Consider the following 26711-nt stretch of genomic DNA (forward strand, 5'->3'; position numbering starts at 1 on the left):
CGCGGCCGGGGCGCACCACCCCACGATCAGTGCCCGCCGACAGCGAGTTCGTAGTCGCCGATCAGGTCGCCGAGCAGGGTTCCGGCCATCAGGTCACTGGTGACATGACCGGCCATGTAGAGGCGGGAGTAGAGGACCTGGGACCGCATCCACTCGTAGTCCCCGGCCCGGTGCGGGCAGAGGGCGCTGAGGATGGTGACGGCCGCGGCCGAACGCGCCGCGTGCCGGGAGGGGTAGGAGTACGGGCCCCTGGCGCCGGGCGTGATGTGCTTGTCCGGGCGCAGGGTCGGGTCCAGGACGTACGGGGCCGGCTGCTCGTCCTTGGCCGCCAGTTGGTCACTGATCGTCTTGGCCAGCGTCAGGGCCGCCTTGAGCTCGGCCTTCTCCGCGGTGCCCCGCGCGGCGGGGACGAGTTCGGTCTGGTCGTGGAGGTAGAGCTTCCAGATGTCCTTCTTGCCGTTGAGCTCCAGCCAGGCGGCCGCCTTCCTCCCCGCGGCCGTACGGGCCCTGGCGAGGGCCTGGACCTGGTGGAGTTCGGCGGTGCGCTGCTTCGCCGTGGGCGGCGCGGGGACCTGCCGGGCGGCCCAGGCGGCGAACGCCCTGTCGTCGCGGGTGGTGCCGTGTGCCTTCTTCCACCGGGCGAAGAGGGCGTCGGCCTTCTGGCGCTGCGCGTCGGCCGACTTCCCGATCGGCGCGATCGCGGTGTCGGTGAAGAGCGCCGGGGGCGGGCTCTGCTTGATGCGGTCGGTCGCCGAGAGTTTCAGCCCGGGGAAGCCGATGGCGGCCAGCTGCGGCCGCAGCAGACCGAAGGAGGCGGCGGCCACGGCGATCAGCGCGATGACGGCGTACGGCCATTTGATGCCGCGCAGGACGTTCATGCGGCGGGTGTCCTTTCCAGGAGCGGGGCGGGCCTCGCCTCGGAGGTGAAGTGGGTGCGGGCGAGCCGGCGGACGTCGTTGTCGGGCAGGCCGGGGGTGAGCAGGGACCGGCCGACGATGTACTTGCTCAGGGAGACCGGCCGGGCGCCCAGGCGCAGCAGGAGCCGGTCGGCGGGGGCGGGCCGGGCGGCGCCCTTGGTCTCCACGAGGACGTGCCCCGGGTCGAGGGCGGCGGTGCGGTCGCCGTGCCGGCAGGTGAGGCCGCCGTCGAGGGTGACGCGGGTGCCGTGGTCCAGGTCGGCGAGGGCCGCGCGGACATAGTGGATCTCCGCGGCGGGGGACAGCGCCGCGGTGGTGACCGGGATGTCCGCCTCGCGCAGCACCCGGTCCACGAACTCGGCGGCGCGGGCGTCCAGTCGGCCGTAGTGCTCGGCAGGGGCACGCAGGGCGTGCTTGACGGTGGCCCCGCGGCCGTCCTTCGTCTTCACCTCCACCCGGCACAGCCCGTCCTCCGCGTACAGGCGGGTGCGGACCTTCCAGCGCCGGCGGCGGCGCTGGACATGGGCCCGCCAGGCGCCGAGCTGCTCGGTGTCGAAGTAGGTGCTGAGGTAGCCGGTCGTACGACGGCCGGCCAGGTCGAGGACGTGGTGGCTGTCGGCGAGCCGGGCGACGAGGTCGCGGGCGCGGTCGAGGGGGAGCAGGTACTTGCGGTCGGTGCGGTGCTGGAGCGCGGCCGCCGCGTCGACCTCGGCGAGCGTGGCACCGCGCAGCGCGGTGAGGCCGAGGCCGGCCGCGAGCGAGGAGGTCATACGACGGTCACCTGCTCGCGCGACCCGGCGTCCGGCGCGGGGCCGGGTTCGCCCGGCAGGACGTCCTGGGCGGCGGCGGTCTCGCCCGGTACCGCGGCGTAGCGGGCGGAGACCCGGGTGGTCTCGCGCACGTAGTCGACCTCGTCGACCTCGACCGACAGCGGCGCCTGTCCGAAGCGGAACGCGACGTCGTGGGCGATCAGGGAGGGGTCGTCGTAGATCCGGTCCAGGGTCAGCTTCACCGTGTGGGTCGGCGGCGGGTAGGCGCGGGGGTCGTCCACCAGCAGGACCGCCAGCAGCACCACCGCGTCCAGCGCGATCACCAGCCAGCTGTCGCGCTGCGGGAGTCCGGTGCACAGGGCGACGACCAGGGACACGAAGGTGTAGGCGACGTCGCGCAGGGTGAAGGCGGCGCTGCGCAGCCGGACCAGGGAGAGGATGCCGAACAGCCCGAAGCCGACCCCGGCGGGGAACTTGCCCGCGCTGATCGTGCTCATCGCCGCGAACAGGCCGACGTTCAGCGCGACCAGGACCAGTGGCATCGCCGGGGCGCTGGGGCGGCGCCGGTAGAGCAGGCCGACCAGGACCATCAGGGCGACGACATCGAGGCCGCCGCGCGTGAGGAGGTCCGTGGGGGCGATGTGTGTGGTGATGCCCTTGGCGGCGAGCACCAGTGCGTCCATGACTGTCCCTTCCGTCCCGGCACGTCGGACGGCGGACCGGTCGCGGTCCGCGGAGCGCCGCGACGTGAAGGACGGTAGGGATGTCACATGAACACACCATGAAGCCTCACCGGCGCCCGAGGCCCGGGGTGCGGGCGGTTAGCCTGGCCGGCATGCACTACCTGGTCGTCGACGACGAGACCCGCCTCACCGACCTCGTCGTCCGCTACCTCACCGAGTCCGGACACACCGCCGAGGGCCGTTACGACGGCCCATCCGGCCTGGCCGCCGCCCGTGACCCCCGGCTGGACGCGGTCCTGCTGGACGTGATGCTGCCCGGGATGGACGGGCTCGAGGTGTGCCGGACCCTGCGCGGCGAGGGCGTCGACGTGCCCGTCGTCCTCCTCACCGCGCGGGGCGCGATCAACGAGCGGGTCGCCGGTCTCGACGCCGGCGCAGACGACTACGTGGTCAAGCCGTTCGCCCTGGAGGAGCTGCTGGCGCGGCTGCGGGCGATCTCCCGGCGCCGCCCCGACTGCTCCGGCCGCCTGAAGGTCGGCGACCTGGTCCTCGACCCCGAGCAGCAGCGGGCCTGGCGGGCGGACACCCAACTCGACCTGTCCCGGCGCGAGTTCGACGTGCTGCGGGTGCTGATGGAGAACGCCGGGTGCGTGGTGACCCGGCTGCAGCTGCTCGACGAGATCTGGGACGGCGAGACAGACCTGCGCAGCAACGCCATCGACGTGCACGTCTCCAAGGTGCGCGCGAAGGTCGACCGGGCCTTCGGCCGTACGACGATCACGACCCTGCGCGGGCGCGGCTACCGCCTGGAGACCGCCCCGTGACCCCGCCCGGCCGGCTGCGTGCCCGGTTCGGCCGGCTGCCCGTCGTCACCCGGCTCGTGCTGGCCGTCGCCGTCACCATGTCGCTCGTGCTGACCGGGACGGCCGGGCTGGTCTACTGGCGGGTGCAGAGCGCCCTCGACCGCCAGCTCCACGACGACCTGGCCACCTACCGGCACAGCCTCGACCGGGCCGTCCGCGCCGGCACCGTGCTGCCCCCGGGCCCCAGCGGCAGCCTCTGCCAGGTCCTCGACACCCGCGGCCGGGTCCTCGCCCCCAGTGCCGCGGTGGGCCATCGGTCGCTGCTCACTCCCGCCGAACTCGAGGTCGCCGTACGCGGACACGCGGTACGCCGCGACGTCGGCTCCCTGCTGCCGATCACCCCGGACACGCTACGCCTGCGGGCCGAGCGGGTCCGGGCCTCCGGCGGAGCGACCCGTGTCGTCGTCGCAGCCGTCCGCCGCGGCCATCGCGACGAGGCCCTGCGGGAACTCCTCGCCCAGCTCGCGCTCGCCTCCGGACTGACCCTGATCGCCGCCTCGTACGTCGGCTACCGCACCGCACGCGCCGCCCTGCGCCCCGTCGAGCGCTACCGCACCGCGGCCGCCGCCCTCGCCGACGGAGAGCCGAACCTGCGCCTGGACGTGCCCGCCGACCGCGACGACGAGATCACCCGGCTCGGACACACCCTCAACCGCATGCTCGACCGCCTGGAGGCGTCCGCCGTCCGCGAGCGCCGCTTCGTCGCGGACGCCAGCCACGAGCTGCGCACCCCGCTGTCCCTGCTGCGGGCCGAGGTCGACGTCGCACTGCACCGCCCCCGCTCCGCCGAGGAACTCAACCAGACCCTGCGCTCCGTGGACGCGGAGGTCCAGCGCCTGATCGACCTCTCCAACGCCCTGCTGGACCTGGAGGAACTCGGCAGCACCGGCCACATCACGCGGGCGCCGGTAGGACTGGCCGACCTGGTCGACAACGCCGTGGCCCCGCATCTGCGCACCGCCGGACGGGCCGGGCGGGGCCTGACGGCCGACGCGGCGGACACCAGCGTCGACGTCGACGCCCGCTGGCTGGTGCCCGCCATCGGCAACCTGGTCGACAACGCACTGCGGCACGGCAAAGGGGCCGTCGCGGTCACGGCCGTCGTCCACGAGGGCCGGCTGCGGCTGTCCGTCACCGACGAGGGGCCGGGCTTCCCGCCCGGGTTCCTGCCCCGCGCCTTCGACCGCTTCGCCCGCGCGGAGGCCAGTCGCACGAGCGAGGGCTCGGGTCTGGGGCTCGCGTTCGTGCAGGCGGTGGCCGTGGCTCACGGGGGTACGGTCCGGGCGGAGAACTCGGGGGGCGGGGCGACGGTCACCGTCGACGTGCCGTGCTGAGGAGCGGGCAGCCCGCCCGGCACCGGCAGGGCCGCTCCGGTGTGCGGCGGCAGCCGGCTACAGGCCCACGTCCCGGTTGCGGATGTCCTCCAGGGACTCGCGGCGGACCAGGAGGCGGGCGAGGCCGTCGCGTACGGCGACCACGGGCGGGCGGCCGACCAGGTTGTAGCCGGAGGCCATGGACAGGTGATAGGCACCGGCCACCGGTACGGCGAGCAGGTCACCGGGACGGGTGTCGGCGGGCAGTTCGACGTCGGCGGCCAGGACGTCCCCCGCCTCGCAGTGCCGGCCCACCACGGTGACCCGGGCGCGCTCCGCCGAGCCGGGGCGGCCGATCAGGCGCGGTGCGTACCGGACGCCGTACAGGGCCGGCCGCGGGTTGTCGCCCATGCCGCCGTCGACCGCCACGAAGGCGTGGCCGCCCGTGTGCTCCACGGACAGCACGCGGTACAGCGCGATCCCGGCGGGGCCCGCGATCGCCCGGCCGGGCTCGATGATCAGGCGCGGGACGGGAAGTCCGGCCGTGGCGCAGGAGTCGGCGAGTTCGGTGCGGACCTTGCGGGCCAGTGCGGTGAGGTCGAGAGCCGCCTCGCCGGGGCGGTAGGCGATGCCGTGGCCGCCGCCGAGGTCGAGTTCGGGCAGGACCAGGCCGTGCTGCTCGTACAGACGGGCCATCAGCCCGACCATGCGGCGTACGGCGACGAGGTACGGCTTGACACTGGTGATCTGCGAGCCCAGGTGGCAGTGCAGGCCGGTGAGTTCGAGCTGTGGCTGGTCGAGTATGCGGGCGATGGCGTGCTGGGCGTGGCCGTCGGCGATGGACAGGCCGAACTTCTGGTCGTCGGTGCCGGTGCGGATCTTCTCGTGGCCGCCCGCGCTGATCCCGGGCACGACACGGACCATGACCCTCTGGTGGCCGTCCGGCCCGACGGCGGCGGCGAGCCGCGCGATCTCGGCGGGGCTGTCGATGACGACCCGGCCCACGCCGAGGCGCAGGGCGGTGTCCAGGTCGTGCGGGGACTTGGCGTTGCCGTGCAGCACGATCCGCTCGGGCGGAAAGCCGGTCGTGACGGCGAGTTCGAGCTCACCGGCGGAGCAGACGTCCAGGCCGAGGCCCTCCTCGGCCGTCCAGTGGGCCATGGCCCGGCACAGGAACGCCTTCGCCGCGTACAGGACTTCGGCGTCCGGGAAGGCGTCCCGGTAGGTACGGCAGCGGTCGCGGACCTCGGCCTCGTCCAGGACGTAGACGGGGGTGCCGAAGCGGCCGGCGACCTCGGCGAGCGGTACACCGCCCACGGTGAGGTCGCCGCGGACCGGTTCGGCGGTGGAGGCGGGCCACACCAACAGGTCGGCGGCGGTGGCGGGTTCGTGGACCGTGGTCATCGTCGTCCTCCCCTCTCAGACTGCGAGAACGGTTGCCGGGGCGGACACCGGCCCGGGAGCGGGCGCGGTGAACCGGGGGTCCACCGTGAGGTGGGCGACGCCCAGCGGGGCGGTCAGGGCGCGCAGGGCCGGCTCGGCGAGGCGGATCCAGGCCTGGTCGGCGCCGAGGGTGGCGGCCAGCCGCCGCGCGGAGGTGAAGCCGACGGCCGTACGGTCGCCGAGCGGTGTGCGGAAGAGCCGGGCCGCACACCCGGCGGGACCCGGCCGGACCGGGACGTACAGGGGTCCGGCCGGGAACGGATCGGAGGGCTCGGGGTCTTCGCCGTAGCGGAGTTCTGCCATGGGTGCCTCCCGGAAGGCGGTGAGCGAGGTTCTGGAAGCCCCGGACGCGGGGAGGCGGACCGGGGCGCGGTGTCGACGGTATGCCCGGTGCCGGGGGTCCCGGGACGAGCCCTGACGTGACGCTGACGGCGATCCGGCGGGCCTTGACGGCATGCTGACGCCGCAGGTGAACGAGCGGGGAAGGGCCGTCAGAAGGGTGTCAGGAACAGGCGTACGCCCTGTTCGAGGGCTCCGGCGCGAGGTGTGATGGAGGGGATTTCCAAGGAGGAGCCGATGTCCGAGTACCGCCCGCCTTCGGCCGCCCGGGTCGTGGTGGGAGTCAGCGGCTCACTGGGCGGAGCGACCGCCCTGGGCCGGGCCGCGTACGAGGCCAGGAGCCGGGGAGCCGAGCTCTGGCCGGTGCTGGCGTGGGAGCCGCCGGAGGGGGACGCCCTCGCCCGCGGGTTCCCGTCCTCGACCCCCATGGCCGAGGAGTGGGAACGGCTGGCCTGCGAGCGGCTCGTCACAGCCCTGCGCGAGGTGTTCGGCAGCACGGACACCGGGCTGCCCGGGCAGGCGCTCGTCGTGCGGGGCGCCCCCGGACCGGCGCTGGTGCGGACCGCCGGCCGGCACGACGACCTGCTCGTCGTCGGCGCCGGACAGCGGGGCCGGCTGCGCCGGGCACTGTGGCCGTCGGTCAGCCGCCACTGCCTCGCCCACGCCACGTGTCCCGTCCTCGCGGTCCCGCCGTCACCGCTGCAGGCGGAACTGGCGGCGGTGCATCGGCGCAACGTCTGGGGGCTGCGGCCGGCTGTGCCGACATGCGGCTCCGCCGCGTGGGCGCGACCAGCGCACCCGCAGCCGAACGAACACGGCAAGCCCCCCCGAACCTGAGGTCAGGACATGGCCGCAGGCAGGCGATCCGGCGCCGTCGGCACGGCGAGCACCATGGTGAGGCCCCCACCCGGCGTGTCCTCGGCGGCCAGCGCCCCGCCGACCGCCTCCGCGAAGCCCCGGGCGACGGCGAGGCCGAGCCCGACGCCGACCCCGCGCGGAGCGTCCCCGTACCGCTGGAAGGGTTCGAAGATGCGGTCCTTGGCCTCGTCCGGAACGCCCGGCCCGCGGTCCACGACCCGCACCTCGACCCGGTCGGCGAGGGCGCTCGCGGAGACCAGGACCCGCTCCCTCGGCGGGCTGTACTTGACGGCGTTCTCCACGACGTTCGCGACCGCCCGCTCCAGCAGGCCCCGGTCGACGTACACCATCGGCAGCGACTCGGGGATGTCCAGTTCCACGCTGTCCTCGGGCACCCCGCCGAGCGCCATGGGCACGACCTCGTCGAGGTCGGTCTCGCGGATGATGGGCACCACCGTGCCGGTCTGCAGGCGGGACATGTCGAGCAGGTTGCCGACCAGGTGGTCGAGCCTGTCCGCGCCCTCCTCGATGGCCTGCAGCAGTTCCGCCCGGTCCTGCGCGGACCACTCGACGTCGTCCGACCTGAGCGAGGTCACCGCGGCCTTGATGCCGGCCAGCGGGGTGCGCAGGTCGTGGCTCACGGCGGCCAGCAGGGCGGTGCGGATGCGGTTGCCCTCGGCCAGTTCCTTCGCCCGGTCGGCCTCGCTCTGCAGCCGCTGCCGGTCCAGCACGACGGCGGCCTGCGCGGCGAACGCGGCCAGCACCCGGCGGTCGGCGGCGGGCAGCACCCGGCCGCGCAGGGACAGCGCCATGTGGTCGCCGACGGGGACGTCGACGTCCGCGTCCTCCGGGATCTCGGCCGGCCTCGGTCCCACGCTGCCGGCGCAGGTCCAGGGAGCGGTCTCGCCGGTGCGCTCCAGCAGGGCCACCGACTCCATGCCGAAGGTCTCGCGGACGCGTTCCAGCAGCGCTTCCAGAGTGGTCTCGCCGCGCAGGACGTTGCCCGCGAGGAAGGAGAGGATCTCCGACTCGGCGCGCAGCCGGGCGGCCTGGTGGGTGCGCCGGGCGGCGAGGTCCACCACCGAGGCCACGGACACGGCGACCCCGACGAAGATCGCGATGGCGACGATGTTCTTCGGGTCGGCGATCGTCAGGGTGTGGACGGGCGGGGTGAAGTACCAGTTGAGCAGCAGGGAGCCGACCACCGCGGAGGCCAGCGCCGGGAAGAGCCCGCCGAGCAGGGCCGCCGCCACCGTCAGGGTGAGGAACAGCAGCATGTCGTTGGCGAGGCCGACGTCCGGGGTGGTGCTGGTGAGGAGCCAGGTGAGCAGGGCGGGGCCCAGCACGCCCACGGCCCAGCCCCAGATGACCCGGGAGCGGCCGAGGCGGGCGCCGCGCGCCACCGGCAGTCCGCGGCCCTTGCCCGCCTCGTCGTGCGTGATGAGGTGGACGTCGAGGTCGGGACCGGACTCGCGGGCGACCGTGGCGCCGACGCCCGGCCCGAAGACGTACTGCCAGCTCCTGCGGCGGGAGACGCCCAGGACGATCTGGGTGGCGTTCACGCCCCGCGCGAAGTCCAGCAGGGCGGCCGGTATGTCGTCGCCGACGACGTGATGGAAGGTGCCCCCGAGGTCCTCCACGAGGGTGCGCTGGTCGGCGAGTTCCTTCGGGGAGGCCGAGGTCAGGCCGTCGCTGCGGGAGATGTAGACGGCCAGCACCTCGCCGCCGGCGCCCTTCTCCGCCAGGCGCGCGGCACGCCGTATCAGGGTCCGGCCCTCGGGTCCGCCGGTCAGGCCGACCACGATCCGCTCCCGCGAGCCCCAGATGGCCGACACCCGGTGCTCGCGCCGGTACTCGTTCAGGTACTCGTCGACCCGGTCCGCCACCCACAGCAGCGCCAGCTCGCGCAGGGCGGTCAGGTTGCCGGGGCGGAAGTAGTTGGACAGGGCCGCGTCGACCTTGTCCGGCTTGTAGATGTTGCCGTGCGCCATCCGGCGGCGCAGGGCCTGCGGGGACATGTCGACCAGCTCTATCTGGTCCGCGCGGCGTACGACCTCGTCCGGGACGGTCTCCTGCTGCCGCACGCCCGTGATCGACTCGACCACGTCGCCGAGCGACTCCAGGTGCTGGATGTTCACGGTCGAGATCACGTCGATCCCGGCGGCGAGCAGTTCCTCCACGTCCTGCCAGCGCTTGGCGTTGCGCGAGCCGGGAATGTTGGTGTGGGGCAGTTCGTCCACGAGCGCCACCTGGGGGCGGCGCGCGAGGACGGCGTCCACGTCCATCTCGGTGAAGACGCTGCCCCGGTAGGTGAGTTCCCGGCGCGGCACCTGTTCCAGGCCGTGCAGCATCACCTCGGTACGCGGCCGGTGATGGTGTTCCACGAAGGCGACCACGCAGTCGGTGCCCCGCTCGATACGGCGGTGTGCCTCCGACAGCATCGCGTAGGTCTTGCCGACGCCGGGTGCCGCGCCGAGGTAGATCCGGAGCCTGCCACGTGCCATGTCATCCCTCGAAGCGGTAGCCCATGCCGGGCTCGGTGATCAGATAGCGGGGCTGGGAGGGGTCCGACTCCAGCTTGCGGCGCAGCTGGGCCATGTAGACCCGCAGATAGTTGGTCTTGTTGCTCTGCGAGACGCCCCAGACCTCCTGGAGCAGCTGTTTCTGGGTGATCAGCCGGCCCGGGTTGGTGACCAGGATCTCCAGCAGGTGCCACTCGGTCGGGGTCAACCGTACGTCCCGCCCGTTCCGTACGGCCTTCTTGGCGAGCAGGTCCAGGGTGAAGTGCTCGGTCTCGACCAGTGTGGTCTCGGGGACCAGCGGGGTGTCCCCGGTACGGCGGACGGCGGCCCGCAGCCGGGCGAGCAGCTCGTCCATGCTGAACGGCTTGGTGATGTAGTCGTCGGCGCCGGCGTCGAGCGCGGCCACCTTCTCGTCGGAGGCCTGCCGGGCGGACAGGACCAGGATCGGAACGCGGCTCCAGCCCCGCAGGCCCTTGATGATGTCGACGCCGTCCGTGTCGGGCAGGCCCAGGTCCAGCAGCACCACGTCGGGCTGACGCGAGGCGGCGAGCCGGAGGGCCGTGGCACCGTCGGGGGCGGCGTCCACGCCGTAGTGACGTGCCTGCAAGTTGATGACGAGGGCCCGTACCAGCTGCGGGTCGTCCTCCACCACGAGCACCCTGGTCATGGGTGTGTGTCTCCTGTCATGCCTGCGGGAGCCGGCGCCCTCAGGCGCCGACTCCCGTCGCGAATCGCGTAAGGCGGTCACTTCTTCGCCACGAGGTCCTTGAGCGCGATGTTGAGCTCCAGGACGTTCACCTGCGGCTCGCCGATGAAGCCGAGGGTGCGGCCGGTGGTGTGCTCCTCGACCAGCTTCTCCACCGCGGCGACGGGCAGGCCGTTCTTCGCGGCGACCCGGTGCACCTGGAGTTCGGCGTACTCCGGGGAGATGGCCGGGTCCAGTCCGGAACCGGAGGAGGTGACGGCGTCGGCGGGGACGTCGGACGGCTTCACGGTGTAGCCGGGGACCGAGTTGTCCTTGATCACGGCCGCCTTGGCGTCCCCGATCTGCTTGACCAGCACCTTGCTGTCGGCGGACAGGTTGGTGGCACCCGACAGGATCAGCTTGTACTGCGTGTTGACGCTGTTCGCGCCGAGGCCGTTGGCCGGGCGGCCCTGGAACCACTTCAGGTCCGGATCCGGGGTTTCCTGGCCCTTCTTCAGTGGCAGGTTGTACGACTGCCCGATCAGCGACGAGCCGACCACCTTGCCGTCCGCCTTGATCTCGGAGCCGTTCGCCTTGTCGCCGAACAGCCCCTGGGCGATGCCGGTGACGACCAGCGGGTAGATGACGCCCGTCACCAGGGTCAGCACGAGGAGGGCCCTGAGGCCCGCCCCGAGCAACCGGACGGTGTTGGTCACGGAGTTGTTCATGGCGATCAGCCGATTCCGGGAATGAGGGAGATGAGCATGTCGATGATCTTGATGCCGATGAAGGGCGCGATCAGGCCGCCGATGCCGTAGATCCCGAGGTTCCTGCGGAGCATCTTGTCGGCGCTCATCGGCCGGTAGCGCACGCCCTTCAGGGACAGCGGCACCAGCGCGATGATGATCAGCGCGTTGAAGACGACCGCGGACAGGATCGCGGAGTTCGGCGAGGACAGGTGCATGATGTTCAGCTTGTCCAGGCCCGGGTAGACCGCCGCGAACAGCGCCGGGATGATCGCGAAGTACTTCGCGACGTCGTTGGCGATGGAGAACGTCGTCAGCGCACCCCGGGTGATCAGCAGCTGCTTGCCGATCTCCACGATCTCGATCAGCTTGGTCGGGTTGGAGTCGAGGTCGACCATGTTGCCGGCCTCCTTGGCGGCCGACGTACCGGTGTTCATCGCCACGCCGACGTCCGCCTGGGCCAGCGCCGGGGCGTCGTTGGTGCCGTCGCCGGTCATCGCGACCAGCTTGCCGCCGGCCTGCTCCCGCTTGATGAGGGCCATCTTGTCCTCGGGAGTGGCCTCCGCGAGGAAGTCGTCGACGCCCGCCTCCTCGGCGATCGCCTTCGCGGTCAGCGGGTTGTCACCCGTGATCATGACGGTCTTGATGCCCATGCGGCGCAGTTCCTCGAACCGCTCCCGCATGCCCTCCTTGACGACGTCCTTGAGGTAGATGACGCCCAGGACCCGGGCGCCCTTCTCGTCGTGGACGGCGACCAGCAGCGGGGTGCCGCCGGCCTCGGAGATGCGGTTGGCCATGCCGTCCGCGTCCTCGGCGACCGCGCCGCCCTGCTCCTCGACCCAGGCGATGACCGATGCGGTGGCGCCCTTGCGGATCTTGCGGCCGTCGACGTCCACACCCGACATGCGGGTCTGGGCGGTGAACTCGATCCACTCGGCGCCGACCAGCTCGCCCTGGTGCCGCTCGCGCAGCCCGTACTTCTCCTTGGCGAGGACGACGATCGAGCGGCCCTCGGGGGTCTCGTCGGCCAGCGAGGACAGCTGGGCCGCGTCGGCGACCTCCGCCTCGGTGGTGCCCTTGACCGGCACGAACTCGGCGGCCTGGCGGTTGCCGAGGGTGATGGTGCCGGTCTTGTCCAGCAGCAGGGTGGAGACGTCACCGGCGGCCTCGACCGCACGCCCGGACATGGCGAGCACGTTGCGCTGCACCAACCGGTCCATGCCCGCGATGCCGATCGCGGACAGCAGGGCGCCGATCGTGGTCGGGATCAGGCAGACCAGCAGGGCCACCAGCACCACCATCGTCAGGTGCTCGTGGCTGCCGACGTTCTTGAAGGCGAAGTCGGCGAACGGCGGCAGGGTGGCCACCGCGAGCAGGAAGACGATGGTGAGCGAGGCGAGCAGGATGTTCAGCGCGATCTCGTTGGGCGTCTTCTGCCGGGCGGCGCCCTCGACCAGGTTGATCATCCGGTCGATGAAGGTCTCACCGGGCTTCGTCGTGATCTTGATGACGATCCGGTCGGACAGCACCTTCGTACCGCCCGTGACGGCACTGCGGTCGCCGCCGGACTCGCGGATCACCGGAGCGGACTCACCGGTGATCGCCGACTCGTCCACCGAGGCGACACCCTCGACGACATCACCGTCACCGGGGATGACGTCACCGGCCTCGCAGACCACCAGGTCACCGATGGTCAGCGCGGTGCCGGGGACCTGCTCCTCGGTGTCCCCCACCAGGCGGCGGGCGACGGTGTCGGTCTTGGCCTTGCGCAGGGTGTCGGCCTGCGCCTTGCCGCGGCCCTCGGCCACGGCCTCCGCCAGGTTGGCGAAGATCACCGTCAGCCACAGCCAGGCGCTGATGGTCCAGCCGAACCAGTCGCCCGGGTGCTGGAAGGAGAAGACCGTGGTCAGCACGGAGCCGATCCACACCACGAACATCACGGGGGACTTGACCATCACCCGCGGGTCGAGCTTGCGGCAGGCCTCCGGCAGGGACTTCAGCAGCTGCCTGGGTTCGAAGAGTCCCGCTCCTACACGGCCCTCGTCGGGTTTGTGTCCGGTCGGCGCGTCCTGGTGGGGCGCAAGGGTGGGAGTGGACATGGAGTCCTCTTGCTTCTTGATGTCGGTCGTCATGACGCCAGCCCTTCGGCCAGCGGGCCCAGCGCCAGCGCCGGGAAGTACGTCAGACCGGTGATGATCAGGATCGCGCCCACGAGCAGGCCGGTGAACAGCGGCTTCTCGGTGCGCAGGGTGCCGGCGGTCACCGGTACCGGCTTCTGCTCGGCGAGCGAGCCGGCCAGCGCCAGCACGAACACCATCGGCAGGAAGCGGCCCAGCAGCATCGCGAGCCCGGTCATGGTGTTGTACCAGTCGGTGTTCGCGTTCAGACCGGCGAAGGCCGAACCGTTGTTGTTCGACGCGGAGGTGAACGCGTACAGCACCTCGGAGAACCCGTGCGCACCGGAGTTGAGCATCGAGTGCGGCGGGGTCGACAGGGCCATCGAGGCGGCCGTGAAGACCAGCACCAGGGCGGGGGTGATGAGGATGTAGCAGGCGGCGAGCTTCATCTCGCGGCCGCCGATCTTCTTGCCCAGGTACTCGGGTGTACGGCCGACCATCAGGCCGGCGATGAACACCGCGATGACCGCCATGATCAGCATGCCGTACAGGCCGGAGCCGGTGCCGCCGGGCGCGATCTCGCCCAGCATCATGCCGAGCATGGTGATGCCGCCGCCGAGTCCGGTGAAGGAGGAGTGGAAGGAGTCCACCGCACCGGTGGAGGTGAGCGTCGTCGACACGGCGAAGATCGACGAGGAGCCGACGCCGAAGCGGACCTCCTTGCCCTCCATCGCCCCGCCCGCGGCCTGCAGCGCCGCGCCGTGGTGCGCGAACTCCGTCCACATCATCAGGACGACGAAACCGAACCAGATGGTGACCATCGTGGCGAGGATGGCGTAACCCTGCTTCACGTTCCCGACCATCACACCGAACGTGCGGGTCAGCGAGAACGGGATCACCAGGAGCAGGAAGATCTCGAAGAGGTTGGTGAACGGGGTGGGGTTCTCGAAGGGGTGGGCGGAGTTGGCGTTGAAGTAACCGCCACCGTTGGTGCCGAACTCCTTGATCGCCTCCTGCGAGGCGACCGCGCCGCCGTTCCACTGCTGCGAGCCGCCCATGAACTGACCGACCTCGTGGATGCCGGAGAAGTTCTGGATGGCGCCGCAGGCGACGAGGATCACCGCGGCGATCGCGGCGCCCGGCACCAGGATGCGCAGCGTGCCGCGCACCAGGTCGGACCAGAAGTTGCCCAGCTCACCGGTGCGCGAGCGGGCGAAACCACGCACGAGCGCCACCGCGACCGCGATACCCACCGCGGCGGAGACGAAGTTCTGCACGGTCAGACCGACGGTCTGTACGACGTGACCCATGGTCTGCTCGCCGTAGTACGACTGCCAGTTGGTGTTGGTCACGAAGGACACGGCCGTGTTGAACGACTGCGCCGGGTTGACCGCGGAGAAGTGCAGCGAGCCCGGCAGCACGCCCTGGAGCCGCTGCAGCAGGTAGAGGAAGAGGACGCTGACCGCCGAGAAGGCGAGGACACCGCGCAGATACGCGGGCCAGGTCATCTCGGCATCAGGGTTGGCACCGATGGCCTTGTAGATCCACTTCTCCACCCGCAGGTGCTTGTCGGAGGAATAGACCCGGGCCATGTAGTTGCCGAGCGGGACGTAGACGAGCGCCAGCGCGCCTATCAGGGCGAGCAGCTGGAGCAGGCCGGCGAGTACGGGACTCATGGCGCCCGCTGCGGTAGCAGCTGATGTCACCGTCAGAACCTCTCCGGGAAGATCAGGGCGAGGACGAGATAGCCCAGCAGGGCGACGGCCACGACCAGGCCGACGACGTTTTCGACGGTCACAGCTTCGTCACCCCCTTGGCGACAAGGGCCACCAGCGCGAAACCCGCGAGCACGGTGACGACGAAGGCCAGATCGGCCATCGCGAACTCCTGGAGTGAGGTTCGGTGAATCGGACGATTAGAGGAAAGCGCCTGTCTGGCCGGATCGGGTCGCCCGTTGACGACCCTCTTACGGCCACGCCCACGGCTTTGACGGGTCTCTTACGAACCCTGATCCGTACCTGTGGGTAGCCCGCCGTGACGGTCGGTGACCCGGCTCACAGCCGGAACCGCAGCCGGCAGATCACCGCGTCCGTCTCCCGCCGCACGGCGTGCGCGACAACCGCGCCCCGCTGGTTCTGCAGCAGCCGCTGCCACAGCCGCTCCGGCTCCGCCTCCGGGATCAGCACGGTGACCCGGGTGCCGGGCTCGGCGGCGGCCACCTCACGGACGTACGCGGCGATGGGGCGGCCCAGGCTGCGCCGCGTGCAGGACAGCCGCACCAGGGGCACACCGGGGTCCCACTCGGCCCAGGACCGCTCCAGGGCGTGCAGCTGGGCCCGGTCCTCGGGGTCCGGGTAGCAGACGGTCACCGCACGGACCTCGTCGCCGAGGGAGGCGGCCGCCGTCAGGGCCTCCGAGGTCAGCCGGGACAGGCCGGCCACGGGGACGACCACCAGCGAGCGCTCGCGGTGCGGGGCCTCGGGTATGCGGCCGAGCCCGAGCCGCTCGCCGATCCGGCCGTAGGCGCGGTGCACGTTGGTGAAGCCCAGCACCAGCAACGGCAGAGCGACGACGATCAGCCAGGCGCCCTCGGTGAACTTGCTCGCCGTGACCACGACCGTCGCGACCCCGGTCAGCACCGCCCCGAAGCCGTTCAGCAGCACCTTCCCGCGCCACCCCGGGCCCCGCTCCAGGCGCCAGTGCCGGACCATGCCGATCTGGGCGATCGTGAAGCCGACGAACACACCGATGGCGAACATCGGCACCAGGGTGTTGGTGTCGCCGCCGGAGAAGACCAGCAGCGCGGCCGAGACCACGGCGAGCGCGAGAACGCCGTGCCGGTGCACCTGGCGGTCGGCCTTCAGCGCGAAGACGTGCGGCGCGTAGTTGTCGCGGGCGAGCAGCTTCAGCAGCACCGGCAGCCCGCCGAAGGAGGTGTTCGCGGACAGCGCCAGCAGGATCATCGTCGCGAACTGGATGACGTAGAAAGCCCAGTTGTGGCCGAGGGAGGCGTCCGCGAGCTGGGCGAGGACCGTGACGCCCTCGACCGGCCGGAGGTGGAAGCGGCCGATCAGCACCGACAGGCCGATCAGCATCAGTCCGAGTACGGCGCCCAGGGCGACCTCCGCGCGCTGGGCCCGGCGGGCCCGCGGGACGCGGAAGGAGGGGACGGCGTTGGCGATGGCCTCGACGCCGGTCAGGGCGGAACACCCTGAAGCGAAGGCTTTGAGCAGGAGCAGGACACCGACGCTCGTGGCGTTGTCCGCGACGACCGGGGCGTGCCCGGCCGCGGTGGCCGTACTCGCCGGAGCCGACCGCAGCAGGCCCGCCACGATCAGTACGAAGATCGCGCCCACGAAGACGACCGTCGGCACGATGAACGCCTTCGCCGACTCCACGATCCCCCGCAGGTTCACCGCGGTGATCAGCGCGAGCACGGCCAGGCACAGCCACAGCCGGTCGTCGTACAGGGCGGGGAAGGCGGAGGTCAGGGCCGCCACGCCGGCCGTGACGGCGACGGCGACGTTGAGGACGTAGTCCAGCACCAGCGAGGCGGCGGCCACCAGGCTGGTCCGCGCCCCCAGGTGCGTCTTCGCCACGGCGTAGGAGCCGCCGCCGTCCGGGAAGGCCGCGATCACCTGCCGGTAGGAGGCCACCAGCACCGCCAGCAGGGCCGCGATGGCCAGCGTCACCGGCAGCGTGAAGCCCAGCCCGTGCGCGCCCGCCGCGGCCAGGACCAGCACGATCGCCTCGGGGCCGTACGCCACCGACGCCATCGCGTCCAGGGAGAGCGCCGCGAGCCCCGTGACGGCGGTCAGCCGGTGGCGTTCGCCGGTATCGGGCGGCTCCTCGCCGGCGGGGACGGCATCCGGCTCGGTGGTCAGGACGGACATGGCGCGTGCTCCTGTCGTGCTGCGACCGCGCGCGGGGACTGAAGTGCGCGCGGGTTCACCCAGGTTCTGGCCCTTTCCCACCGCGCCCGACCGGTCCTTGCGGCATCTTCGCGCCCAACCGGCCCGCCTTGACGCGATCTTGACGGGTAGCTCCGTCAGAGCCGTGTCAAGGCCCGCCGTCGCGCCTGCCCGGGTCACTACCGTCGACGCCATGGGACGCCCTGACGCACCGGGTGAGGCTGCGACCGACCGGGACTGGACGCGGGAGCGGTGGAGCGCCGTCCGCTGTGCCGGCGTGCTGCTCACCGTGCTGTTCCTGATCGACTGGGGGTCCGGCCGGATCGCCCTGTGGCGCGCCGCGCTGTGGCTCGCCCTCTCCGGGCTGCTCCTCGTCGTGCTGTATCCCGCCCGGGTGTCCGCGGGCGGGAACTGGCTGGCCTCGCGCCGGCTGCTGCGCGAGCACCGGGTGCGGACGGATCTGCTGGTGTCGGTCCGCTGCCTGGACGGCGTCTCCCCACGGCTCGTGCTGCGGGACGCGATGGGCGGCCGCGTCGAGATCGACCCCCACGTCCTGGTGCGCAACCCGCAGTTGTGGTTCCGCCTGGACGAGGGTGCGCGGAAGGCCGCCGCCGACGGCTCGCTGCTGTGCGGCACGACCGCCCTGGGCAGCCTCGCCCGGCGCGTGGACCGCGAGACCGCCCATGCCGTGTTCCGGGTCTCCGGCCTGGAGTGAGCGGTGCGGGGGCCGGACCGGGCCGGGCAGCCGCCACGTCCGCGCTGCCAGGAACCGGGGGCGGCTCCCGTCACCCGCCTCCCACGCTCTGGCCGGTCGGTTCGGCGCCCGCCGGATGTGCCGCGAAGGGCAGTGACACCACCATGGTGAGGCCGCCGCCGGGGGTGTCCTCGGGGCCGAGGGTGCCGTTCATCGCCTCGGTCAGTCCGCGCGCCAGGGCGAGGCCCAGGCCCAGGCCCGTGGTGTTGTCGGTGTCGCCGAGCCGCTGGAAGGGCTCGAAGAGCCGCTCCCGCCCGTCGGCGGGCAGCCCGGGCCCCCGGTCCACCACCCGCAGCTCCACCCGGCCCGCCAGGGCACTCGCGGTGACCAGCGCCCTCTTCCCGGGCGGGGTGTGCCGGGCGGCGTTGCCGACCAGGTTGGCGATCACCCGCTCCAGCAGCGGCGGGTCGGCCAGCACCGCAGGGATGTCCTCCACGTCCCCCACCTCGACCTCCGGCACGTCCGCCAGCGCCATGGGCAGCACCTCCTCCAAGGAGGTCGCGCGCAGGTTCAGGGTGAGCGCGCCGGCCTCCAGACGGCTGAGGTCGAGCAGGTTCTCCACCAGGCGGTTGAGCTTGGCCATGGACTCGTCGGCGGTGGCGAGGAGCTCGTCGCGGTCCTCGTCGGAGAAGGCGACGTCCCGGCTGCGCAGGGAGGTGACGGCGGCCCACCCGGCGGCCAGCGGCGTGCGCAGGTCGTGGCCGACGGCCCGCAGCAGCGCCGTACGCAGCCGGTCGGCGGCCTTCACCGGCTCCACCTCGGCCGCCGCCTCGGCCAGCCGGGCCCGCTCCACCGCGGAGCCCACGTGCGCGGCGAACGCGGCGAGCACCCGCCGCTCGGAGGAGGAGAGGGTACGGCCGCGCAGCACCAGGAAGGCGCCGGGACCGGCGGGTACGGCCGTCATCCCGGCCGCCGCATCGGGCGGCTCGTCCACCAGGTCCGCCGACTCCATGCCGAAGGTCTCCCGGGTCCGCTCCAGCAGGGCCGGGATGGTCGCTTCGCCGCGCACGATGCTGCCGGCCAGGGACGACATGGTCTCCGCCTCGGCCGTCGCCCGGGCGGAGCGGCGCGACAGGCGCAGGGACCGGTCGACGACGGCGGCGACCGTGGCCGCGACGACCGCGAACACCGCCAGGGCGAGCAGGGCGTTCGGGTCGCCCAGCGTGAAGGCGCCGATGGGCGGGATGAACCAGTAGTTGAGCAGCAGGGACGCCGTCACCGACGCGATCACCGCGGAGGCGACCCCGCCTATGCAGGCCACGCCCACCACGGCGAGCAGGAACAACAGGGCCTCGCTGGTCAGGTTCAGCGTGCCCCGCAGCTGGGCGAGGACGGCGGTGAGGAGGACCGGCAGCACCAGTCCGGCCACCGGGCCCGCGATCAGCCGGGCCGTCGAGAGCGTGCGGCGCCGGGACGGGAGCAGGGTGCCGCGCCCGGCACGCTCATGCGTGACCCGGTGCACGTCGATGTCGCCGGACAGCTCGGTCACGGTCTCCCCCGTGCCGGGCCCGGTCAGGAACCGGGCCAGCCGCCCCCGCCTGCTGGTCCCGAGCACCAGCTGGGTGGCGTTCTCGGCGCGGGCGAACTCCACCAGCGCGGTCGCGACGTCGTCGCCGACGACCGAGTGGTAGCTGCCGCCGAGGTCCTCCACGAGCCGGCGCTGCCGGGCCAGCGAGGCGTGCGAGACGCCGGCGGCGAGGCCGTCGCTGCGGGCCACGTGCACGGCCAGCAGATCGCCGCCGGCGGACCGGTCGGCGATGCGGGCGGCCCGCCGTACCAGCGTGTCGCCCTCCGGGCCGCCGGTCAGCGCGACCACCACCCGCTCCCGGGTCTCCCACACCCGCCCGATCCCGTGCTGCGAGCGGTACTCCTGCAGCGCCTCGTCCACCCGGTCGGCCGTCCACAGCAGCGCCAGCTGCCGCAGGGCCGTCAGGTTGCCGGGCCGGAAGTAGTTGGCCAGCGCGGCGTCGATCTTCTCCGGGGTGTAGATGTTCCCGTGCGCCATGCGCCGGCGCAGCCCCTCGGGCGGCATGTCCACCAGCTCGATCTGCCCGGCCCGCCGTACCACCTCGTCCGGCACCGTCTCGTGCTGCGGCACCCCGGTGATCTTCTCGACCACGTCGTTGAGGGACTCCAGGTGCTGGACGTTCAGCGCACTGATCACGTCGATGCCGGCGTCGAGCAGGGCCTCGATGTCCTGCCAGCGCTTGGCGTTGCGGCCGTCGCCGGGGACGTTGCTGTGGGCGAACTCGTCCACGATCGCCAGCTGCGGGCGGCGCGCCAGCACCGCGGCCAGGTCCATCTCCTCGAAGCCGCCGCCGCGATAAGTGCAGGCCAGGCGCGGGACGGTCTCCAGGCCGTCGAGCATCTCCTCGGTGCGCGGACGCCCGTGGCACTCCGCGAACCCCACCACCACGTCCGCCCCCCGCGCGGCACGGCGCCGCCCCTCGTCGAGCATCCGGTAGGTCTTGCCGACCCCCGGGGCCGCGCCGAGGTAGACCTTCAGTCGTCCGGGCCGTACGTCACTCATCGCCGCCGACGCGCTCCGCTCACCATCCAACTCCCCTTCGCGGGAGGGTTCCTGCTCCCAAGGAAGCCGCTTCGGTGGGCGGCCGGTGCGCGTGTTAGCGGTTCCTTGGCGCCGGTCCGGTGGACCTTGACACTGTCTTGACGTGCCCTGGCCCGATAGGGTGAGGACAGGTGTGCCGGGAAGTCTGGTCGGCCGGGAGCCGGAGCGGCTTCCGCGATTCCAGGGGGACGGCATGCGCAGCGTCGGTACGGTTCTCGCCCTCGTGGTCCTCGCCACGGTGGTCGCCACCTTCGCCCGCCGCTGGCGCATCCCCGCCCCCTCCCTGCTCGTGGTCGCCGGTCTCGCGGTGGCGCTGCTGCCGGGCACCCCGCAGATCCAGATCAGCCCCCAGATCATCGGCCTGGTCGTCCTGCCGCCCCTGCTGTACGCGAGCGCCGAGGACATGCCCTGGCGGGAGCTGCGGGCGGTGTGGAAACCGGTCGGGATCCTCGCCATCGGCCTGGTGCTGGCCTCCGCGGCGGCCGTCGCCGCCGTGGCGGTGCTGGTCACTCCCCTGTCCTGGCAGATGGCGTTCGTGCTGGGCGCGGTGCTGGCCAGCACCGACCCGGTGGCGGTGACCGCGCTCGGCCGGCGGCTCGCCCTGCCGCCCCGGGTCCAGGTGCTCGTCCAGGCGGAGAGCCTGTTCAACGACGCGACCTCCCTGGTGCTCGTCCGGGTGGCGGCGGGCATCGCCGTCGCCGCGGCCGCCGCCGACTGGGGCTCGGCGAGCGGCGAGTTCTTCCTGCTCGCGGGCGGCGGCACGGTGATCGGGGCGGCCGTGGCCGGTGTGGTCACCCTGATCCGGCGCCGCACCGAGGACCCGGTGCTGGAGACGGTGATCGCCCTGGTCACCCCGTACGCCGCCTATCTGCTGGCCGAGGTCGCGCACACCTCCGGGGTGACGTCCTGCGTGGTGGCCGGGGTGGTGCTGGGCGGCCGGGGCGACCGGCTGACCAACGCCCGCATACGGCTCCAGCTGCACGCGGTGTACGGCACGGTGGTGTTCCTTCTGGAGAGCGTCGTCTTCAGCCTGATAGGGCTGGCCCTGCCCTCCCAGGTACGGGCCCTGGCGGACGGCGACCGTGCCTGGCCGCTGTACGCCCTCGCCGTCGCCACCACCCTCGTCGCCGTACGCCTGCTGTGGCTGGCGCCCCTGTCGGCGGTGGTGCAGCGCAAGGGCGGGGCCGGCCGCCTGAACTGGCGGGTGCCGGTGGTGCTGACCTGGGCGGGCACCCGCGGGGTGATGCCGCTGGCCGCCGCGCTGTCCATACCCGAGGTCATGAGGAACGGCGGCCCGCTCACCGACCGGCCGCTGGTCCTGGTCCTGACCACCTCGGTCGTGGTGGTCACCCTGGTCGTCCAGGGTTTCACCCTCGCCCCGGTCGTCCGCGCCTCCGGCATCGCCCTGGAGCCCGCCCACACCGCGCGCGAGGAGGCCGAGGCCCGCTCCCGGCTCGCCCACGCCGGGCTCGCCCGCCTGGAGGAGCTCGCCGAACTGGAGGTCGTACCGGACGTCGTCCTGGACCGGCTGCGCCGCGGCCTGAACGCCCGCCTCGACGACGCCCGCGACCGCCTCGCCCGGACCAACGGCGCCGAGGGCGTGGCCACCGAGTCCGCCGACCGGGTCTACCGCCAGCTGCGGCGCGACCTGATCGCCGTGGAGACCGGCGAACTGCAGCGACTGTACGACGCGCATGCGATCAGCGACACTACGCGGCGGCGGCTGCAGCGGGCGTTGGACCTCGAGGAGGCCCGGCTGACTGATGCGTGAGCGCTCCCGCCTCCGTTGCTCAGCCGAACTCCGCCAGCCTCGGGCGCAGGCCCAGCAGTGTCAGCAGGACGGCCGCCGTCAGGAGTCCGGCTGTCCACGGCAACAGCTCGTTCACCGCCCCACGCCCCCCGTCCACCGAGGACGTGAAGTGCGCCCGGTTGATGCCCGCCACCTTGTCCAGGGCGGTCATCCACGCCCCGAAGTGGGCGTTGGAGGTGCCCGGCGCCCAGTCCATGCAGAACTCGACCGCTTCCCGCTCCTTGCCGGAGGCCGTCAGCGCGCGGATCCTGCGGTCGTCGTGCTGGTAGACGGCGTACGCGTCCACCGTCCGTTCCGCCGCGGCCCGCTCGCCGGGGAAGGTGATGTTGTCCAGCTCGCGGCGGAACTCGCCGGTGAAGCGCAGGTCGTGGTGGTCGGTCCGGTAGGCCTGCCAGGTGGTGGCCAGCTGCGTGTCGTACGTCGACAGGGTCGCGCCCCGGAGGCCGTACAACTGCTGGGACTTCGCCAGGAACGATTCCCCGTACCGGGTGCGGCGCTGCGGGTCGAGCAGGTAGCGGCTCTCGTCGGCGTTGGCGTCGTAGGCGATGGCGCGGGCGCGGGAGAGGGCGACGACGGAGTCGAAGGCGTCGCGCCGGGCCACGTGCAGGCGGCCGGAGGAGGCGGACAGCAGGTGCGCTCCGAGGATCACGGCTGTCAGCGTGCAGACCGTGGCGGCCAGCACGCCGGGGTTGAGTATGCGGTGGAAGCTGCGGGCCAGGTACCACTGCAGGGCGCCGAGCACGGCCAGCAGCAGCACGCCCAGGGCGAGTACGGCGGCGAGCTGCGCGGAGAGGGCGGAGCGGGCCGAGGAGTACTCGGCGTCGAAGGCGGCGTCGTTCGAGGACACCAAGCTGCCGGCGGCGGGCAGGAGTCGGGTGCGCAGCAGGTCGGTGGCGCGCCGGTAGTCGGCGAGGGCGGCCGGCTTGCCGCCGCGGTGGCCGTCGTTCTCCAGGGCGCGGCCGATCAGCTCCTGGTACTCGGCGAAGTCGTCGGTCAGCGTCTCCACGGTCTTCTCGTCGGCCCGGCTGCCCTGCGCCGCGACGGCGAGCGCACGCAGGTCGTGCCCGATCTCGCGCCGGGCGCCGCCGTAGAGGCCGACGGCCTTGGTGTACGGCGTCTGCAGCCGCCCCTTACCCGCGTCGCCGCTCGACAGCAGGACGTTGGCGGCCTGGGCGTCCATGTCGTTCAGGGCCAGGTTGAGGTCGGCGGCGCTGGTGGTGCGGGGCGCGTCGCGGTCCACCACGCTGCTCCAGGTGCCGAGCGCGGCGAGCCCGGCCACCAGGACCAGCACGGCGAGGGCGGCGGTGAGCAGGACCGCGGCCGCGCGCAGAAGGCGCAGCCGTGCGGGCACGGTGGCCCACAAACGACGGCGCAGAGCGGCCCGCGCGGCCACGGCCCGGCGCCCCGGGGGCAGCCCCGGACCCGGTCCGGCCGTCCGCGAACTCCCTCGTCGTCGCGGTCCGGGGCTGCCCCCGGAGGGGGCAGCCTCCCCGTGTCGTGGTGCTGCGGCGGCCCCCTCGGTCCCAGGACCCTGCGCCGTTCCGGCCGTGAGAGTCACGGTCCCTCCAACGTCACGCCACGGACGGTCGCCCGTCCCCCGTTGCCGATCAGTCTGCGACCGGATTCAGCCACACGCGGCCGGCCTTGACGGGTCCCTGACGGCTCCTCAGCTCTGTTTGACGGGACTTTGACGCCGGGCGGGGCCACGCCGTATGGGTGCCGCAAATTCCTTGGCCACCTGGGCGGTTGGGCTGTCGGGCGCCGGCTGGATCCGCAGTCGGACGCCGCCCGGGCCGAGGGCGCCGAGGGCGCCGCGCGGTCGGCGGAGTCCCCACTCCGCAGTGACGCGAAGGCGGCCTCGACCCCGCCGGCCGCCCGCGCCATGGCCGAGGAGGCGGGCGTCGACGACTACCTGGCCGAGGCCACCCCCGAGGACAAGATGGCCCTCATCAAGCGGGAGCAGGCCGGCGGCAAGCTGGTCGCGATGACCGGTGACGGCACCGACGACGCGCCCGCGCTCGCCCAGGCGGACGTCGGCGTGGCGATGAACACCGGTACGTCGGTCGCCAAGGAGGCCGGCAACATGGTCGACCTCGACTCCAACCCGGCCGAGCTGATCGAGTCGATGCAGCCCCCCGCCCTTCAGGGAGAGCCCTCGCCACGGCGTCCGACGGTCCTGGCTCCCCCGTACGGCGTAATCGCTCGCCGCGCAGGGGGACGCCTCGACCCCGGTGTCCGGCCAGCGCTCGCCGCGCCGGTCCTCGCGCCGGCTCGACAGCCCGGCGGCTCGGCCCATGGGCCTGTGCGGCGCCGTCTGCTTACGCTGGTGGCGCCGTCGCGTGATGGCCGGAACCTCACGCTGAGCCGCACGTCGGGAGCACGCCGATGGCCACGTCCGAACACGCTCCGCATACCGGCCGGCTGCGCGCCTGGATGCTGGAGGGCCTGTCCGACATGGGCAAGGCCGGGGGCCACACCGGCCCGCACGCCGAGCCGGAGCCCCCGCACAAGGGCCAGCGCTGGTACCGGGTGATGTGCCTGACGGGTGTCGACTACTTCTCGACCCTCGGCTACCAGCCCGGCATCGCGGCCCTGGCGGCCGGTCTGCTCTCCCCGGTCGCCACCCTGGTCCTCGTCGTCGTCACCCTCGCGGGCGCCCTGCCCGTCTACCGCAGGGTGGCTGAGGAGAGCCCGCACGGCGAGGGGTCCATCGCCATGCTGGAGCGGCTGCTGTCCTTCTGGAAGGGCAAGCTGTTCGTCCTGACACTGCTGGGCTTCGCCGCCACCGACTTCCTGATCACCATCACCCTGTCGGCCGCCGACGCCTCCACCCACCTGATCGAGAACCCGCACCTGACGAGCACCCTGCACGGCCTGCAGATGCTGATCACGCTGTTGCTGGTGGCCCTGCTGGGCGCGGTGTTCCTCAAGGGCTTCCTGGAGGCGATCGGCGTCGCGTTCACCCTGGTGGTGGTCTATCTCGCCCTGAACGCCGTGGTCGTGGCGGTCGGCCTGTGGCACGTGCTCACCGCCGAGCACCTGGTCACCGACTGGACCAGCGCCCTGACCACCCAGCACGGCAACGTCCTGGCCATGATCGGTGTGTCCCTGCTGGTCTTCCCCAAACTCGCCCTCGGCCTGTCCGGCTTCGAGACCGGCGTCGCCGTCATGCCCCACGTCCAGGGCGATCCCGGGGACACCGAGGAGAAGCCGACCGGCCGGATCCGCGACACCAGGAAGCTGCTCACCACGGCCGCGCTGATCATGAGCGTCTTCCTGATCGCCACCAGCTTCATCACCACGGTGCTGATCCCGGCCGACGAGTTCAAGCCCGGCGGCAAGGCCAACGGCCGCGCGCTCGCCTATCTCGCCCACGAGTACCTCGGCGGCGCCTTCGGCACGGTCTACGACCTGTCGACCATCGCCATCCTGTGGTTCGCCGGCGCCTCGGCCATGGCCGGCCTGCTCAACCTCATGCCGCGCTACCTGCCCCGCTACGGCATGGCCCCGCAGTGGGCCCGCGCGGTGCGCCCGATGGTCATCGTCTTCACCCTGGTCGCCTTCCTGGTGACCTGGATCTTCGACGCCAACGTCGACAAGCAGGGCGGCGCCTACGCCACCGGCGTGCTGGTCCTGATGTCCTCCGCGGCGATCGCCGTGACCATCGCCTCCCACCGGGCCGGCCAACGCGGCTGGACCGCCGGCTTCGGCACCGTCTCCGCGGTCCTGCTCTACGTGACCGTGGCGAACGTCGTCGAACGCCCGGACGGCGTCAAGATCGGCGCCTGCTTCATCGTCGGCATCATGCTCGTCTCCTTCCTCTCCCGGCTGGCCCGCGCCTTCGAGCTGCGCGTCACGCACATCGAGCTCGACGACATGGCGGAACGGTTCATCCGGGACATGTCGCACCGCCGCATCCGTTTCATCGCGAACAAGCCCGGCCGGCGCGACAAGGCCGAGTACCGCGACAAGGTCGAGCAGATCAGGGCCGACAACGACATCCCGTCCTCGGAGGACTTCGTCTTCGTCGAGGTCACGGTCACCGACCCCTCCGAGTTCGAGGCCGGCCTGACCGTGCGCGGCGAGGTCCTGCACGACCGCTACCGCGTCCTGACCCTGGACTCCTCCTCCATCCCCAACGCCCTCGCCGCGCTGCTCCTGCACGCCCGCGACGCCACCGGCTGCACCCCGCACATCTACTTCGAGTGGACCGAGGGCAACCCCTTCGCCAACTTCCTGCGCTTCTTCCTCTTCGGCCAGGGCGAGGTCGCCCCGGTCACCCGCGAGGTCCTGCGCGAGGCGGAACCGAACCGGCCCCTGCGCCCCCGCGTGCACACCGGCTGAAGCCGCCGGGGACCGAGGCGTCCGCGTCAGGATTCCGTCAAGATGCACCCGTACGGCGCTAGGACCC

The 26711-nt window shown here is 72.5% G+C and carries 20 protein-coding genes and 1 pseudogene; 7 read left to right on the forward strand and 14 right to left on the reverse strand.

Annotated elements, in window-relative coordinates; translation table 11 throughout:
- Window positions 1–26: 26 nt before the first annotated feature.
- The 3 genes from ACWGJ5_RS06950 to ACWGJ5_RS06960 are packed head-to-tail and all read right to left on the reverse strand — an operon-like array spanning window position 27 to window position 2370.
- A complete protein-coding gene (locus ACWGJ5_RS06950; protein ID WP_453308730.1) occupies window positions 27–878 on the reverse strand; it encodes a phosphatase PAP2 family protein in 852 nt (283 codons plus the stop codon).
- On the reverse strand, window positions 875–1687 hold the full coding sequence (locus tag ACWGJ5_RS06955; protein WP_453308731.1) for a polyphosphate polymerase domain-containing protein: 813 nt from the start codon (window positions 1685–1687) through the stop codon (window positions 875–877). Before ACWGJ5_RS06955 ends, ACWGJ5_RS06950 begins: the two co-directional genes overlap by 4 nt.
- Entirely contained in the window at window positions 1684–2370 is a 687-nt protein-coding gene (locus tag ACWGJ5_RS06960) for a DUF4956 domain-containing protein (protein ID WP_453308732.1), read from the reverse strand. The genes ACWGJ5_RS06955 and ACWGJ5_RS06960 overlap by 4 nt, the downstream gene beginning before the upstream one ends.
- A gap of 152 nt (window positions 2371–2522) precedes the next feature.
- Here ACWGJ5_RS06960 and ACWGJ5_RS06965 point away from each other — a divergent pair, with 152 nt between their 5' ends.
- Window positions 2523–3194 (forward strand): response regulator transcription factor, encoded by a 672-nt coding sequence (locus tag ACWGJ5_RS06965; RefSeq protein ID WP_453308733.1) that lies wholly within the window; start codon window positions 2523–2525, stop codon window positions 3192–3194.
- Window positions 3191–4567 carry an ATP-binding protein gene (locus tag ACWGJ5_RS06970; RefSeq protein ID WP_453308734.1) on the forward strand — a complete coding sequence of 459 codons (1377 nt, stop codon included), beginning with the start codon at window positions 3191–3193 and terminating at the stop codon, window positions 4565–4567. The genes ACWGJ5_RS06965 and ACWGJ5_RS06970 overlap by 4 nt, the downstream gene beginning before the upstream one ends.
- Window positions 4568–4624: 57 nt before the next feature.
- On the opposite strand, the gene lysA is transcribed toward ACWGJ5_RS06970, so the two are convergent.
- The gene (gene lysA, locus ACWGJ5_RS06975) at window positions 4625–5950 is read right to left on the reverse strand and encodes a diaminopimelate decarboxylase (protein WP_453308735.1); all 1326 of its coding nucleotides are present in this window, start codon (window positions 5948–5950) and stop codon (window positions 4625–4627) included.
- 15 nt (window positions 5951–5965) lie between these two features.
- A complete protein-coding gene (locus ACWGJ5_RS06980) occupies window positions 5966–6292 on the reverse strand; it encodes an SAV_915 family protein (protein WP_453308736.1) in 327 nt (108 codons plus the stop codon).
- A gap of 273 nt (window positions 6293–6565) precedes the next feature.
- On the opposite strand from ACWGJ5_RS06980, the gene ACWGJ5_RS06985 reads away from it, so the two are divergent.
- Window positions 6566–7165 carry a universal stress protein gene (locus ACWGJ5_RS06985; RefSeq protein WP_453308737.1) on the forward strand — a complete coding sequence of 200 codons (600 nt, stop codon included), beginning with the start codon at window positions 6566–6568 and terminating at the stop codon, window positions 7163–7165.
- Between the two features lie 2 nt (window positions 7166–7167).
- On the opposite strand, the gene ACWGJ5_RS06990 is transcribed toward ACWGJ5_RS06985, so the two are convergent.
- The 7 genes from ACWGJ5_RS06990 to ACWGJ5_RS07020 form a co-directional block, all read right to left on the reverse strand.
- Window positions 7168–9690 carry a DUF4118 domain-containing protein gene (locus ACWGJ5_RS06990; RefSeq protein WP_453308738.1) on the reverse strand — a complete coding sequence of 841 codons (2523 nt, stop codon included), beginning with the start codon at window positions 9688–9690 and terminating at the stop codon, window positions 7168–7170.
- A 1-nt stretch (window position 9691) separates the two neighbouring features.
- Entirely contained in the window at window positions 9692–10375 is a 684-nt protein-coding gene (locus tag ACWGJ5_RS06995) for a response regulator (RefSeq protein ID WP_453308739.1), read from the reverse strand.
- A gap of 77 nt (window positions 10376–10452) precedes the next feature.
- Window positions 10453–11121, reverse strand: a complete 669-nt coding sequence (locus ACWGJ5_RS07000) for a potassium-transporting ATPase subunit C (RefSeq protein WP_453308740.1) — start codon at window positions 11119–11121, stop codon at window positions 10453–10455.
- A gap of 5 nt (window positions 11122–11126) precedes the next feature.
- The gene (gene kdpB, locus ACWGJ5_RS07005) at window positions 11127–13271 is read right to left on the reverse strand and encodes a potassium-transporting ATPase subunit KdpB (RefSeq protein ID WP_453308741.1); all 2145 of its coding nucleotides are present in this window, start codon (window positions 13269–13271) and stop codon (window positions 11127–11129) included.
- Entirely contained in the window at window positions 13268–14932 is a 1665-nt protein-coding gene (gene kdpA / locus ACWGJ5_RS07010) for a potassium-transporting ATPase subunit KdpA (protein WP_453308742.1), read from the reverse strand. The genes kdpB and kdpA overlap by 4 nt, the downstream gene beginning before the upstream one ends.
- 32 nt (window positions 14933–14964) lie before the next feature.
- Entirely contained in the window at window positions 14965–15054 is a 90-nt protein-coding gene (kdpF, locus tag ACWGJ5_RS07015) for a K(+)-transporting ATPase subunit F (protein ID WP_037770757.1), read from the reverse strand.
- Window positions 15055–15310: 256 nt separating this feature from the next.
- The gene (locus ACWGJ5_RS07020) at window positions 15311–17149 is read right to left on the reverse strand and encodes an APC family permease (RefSeq protein ID WP_453308743.1); all 1839 of its coding nucleotides are present in this window, start codon (window positions 17147–17149) and stop codon (window positions 15311–15313) included.
- A gap of 211 nt (window positions 17150–17360) precedes the next feature.
- On the opposite strand from ACWGJ5_RS07020, the gene ACWGJ5_RS07025 reads away from it, so the two are divergent.
- Window positions 17361–17882, forward strand: coding sequence for a hypothetical protein (locus ACWGJ5_RS07025; protein ID WP_453308744.1), 522 nt, complete (start codon window positions 17361–17363; stop codon window positions 17880–17882).
- Window positions 17883–17952: 70 nt separating this feature from the next.
- Here ACWGJ5_RS07025 and ACWGJ5_RS07030 read toward each other — a convergent pair whose 3' ends face one another.
- Window positions 17953–20451, reverse strand: a complete 2499-nt coding sequence (locus ACWGJ5_RS07030; RefSeq protein ID WP_453308745.1) for an ATP-binding protein — start codon at window positions 20449–20451, stop codon at window positions 17953–17955.
- Window positions 20452–20683: 232 nt separating this feature from the next.
- On the opposite strand from ACWGJ5_RS07030, the gene ACWGJ5_RS07035 reads away from it, so the two are divergent.
- Complete coding sequence (locus ACWGJ5_RS07035) at window positions 20684–22261, forward strand: Na+/H+ antiporter (RefSeq protein ID WP_453308746.1); 1578 nt, start codon at window positions 20684–20686, stop codon at window positions 22259–22261.
- A gap of 19 nt (window positions 22262–22280) precedes the next feature.
- On the opposite strand, the gene ACWGJ5_RS07040 is transcribed toward ACWGJ5_RS07035, so the two are convergent.
- Window positions 22281–23693, reverse strand: coding sequence for a hypothetical protein (locus tag ACWGJ5_RS07040; protein WP_453308747.1), 1413 nt, complete (start codon window positions 23691–23693; stop codon window positions 22281–22283).
- Window positions 23694–24164: 471 nt separating this feature from the next.
- Between ACWGJ5_RS07040 and ACWGJ5_RS07045 the strand changes: the two are divergent.
- Window positions 24165–24431: pseudogene (locus tag ACWGJ5_RS07045) on the forward strand (HAD family hydrolase); the annotation flags it as partial.
- A 254-nt stretch (window positions 24432–24685) separates the two neighbouring features.
- Window positions 24686–26644 (forward strand): amino acid transporter, encoded by a 1959-nt coding sequence (locus ACWGJ5_RS07050; RefSeq protein ID WP_453308748.1) that lies wholly within the window; start codon window positions 24686–24688, stop codon window positions 26642–26644.
- The last annotated feature ends 67 nt before the right edge of the window (window positions 26645–26711 follow it).

Source organism: Streptomyces sp. NPDC054783 (assembly GCF_053611725.1).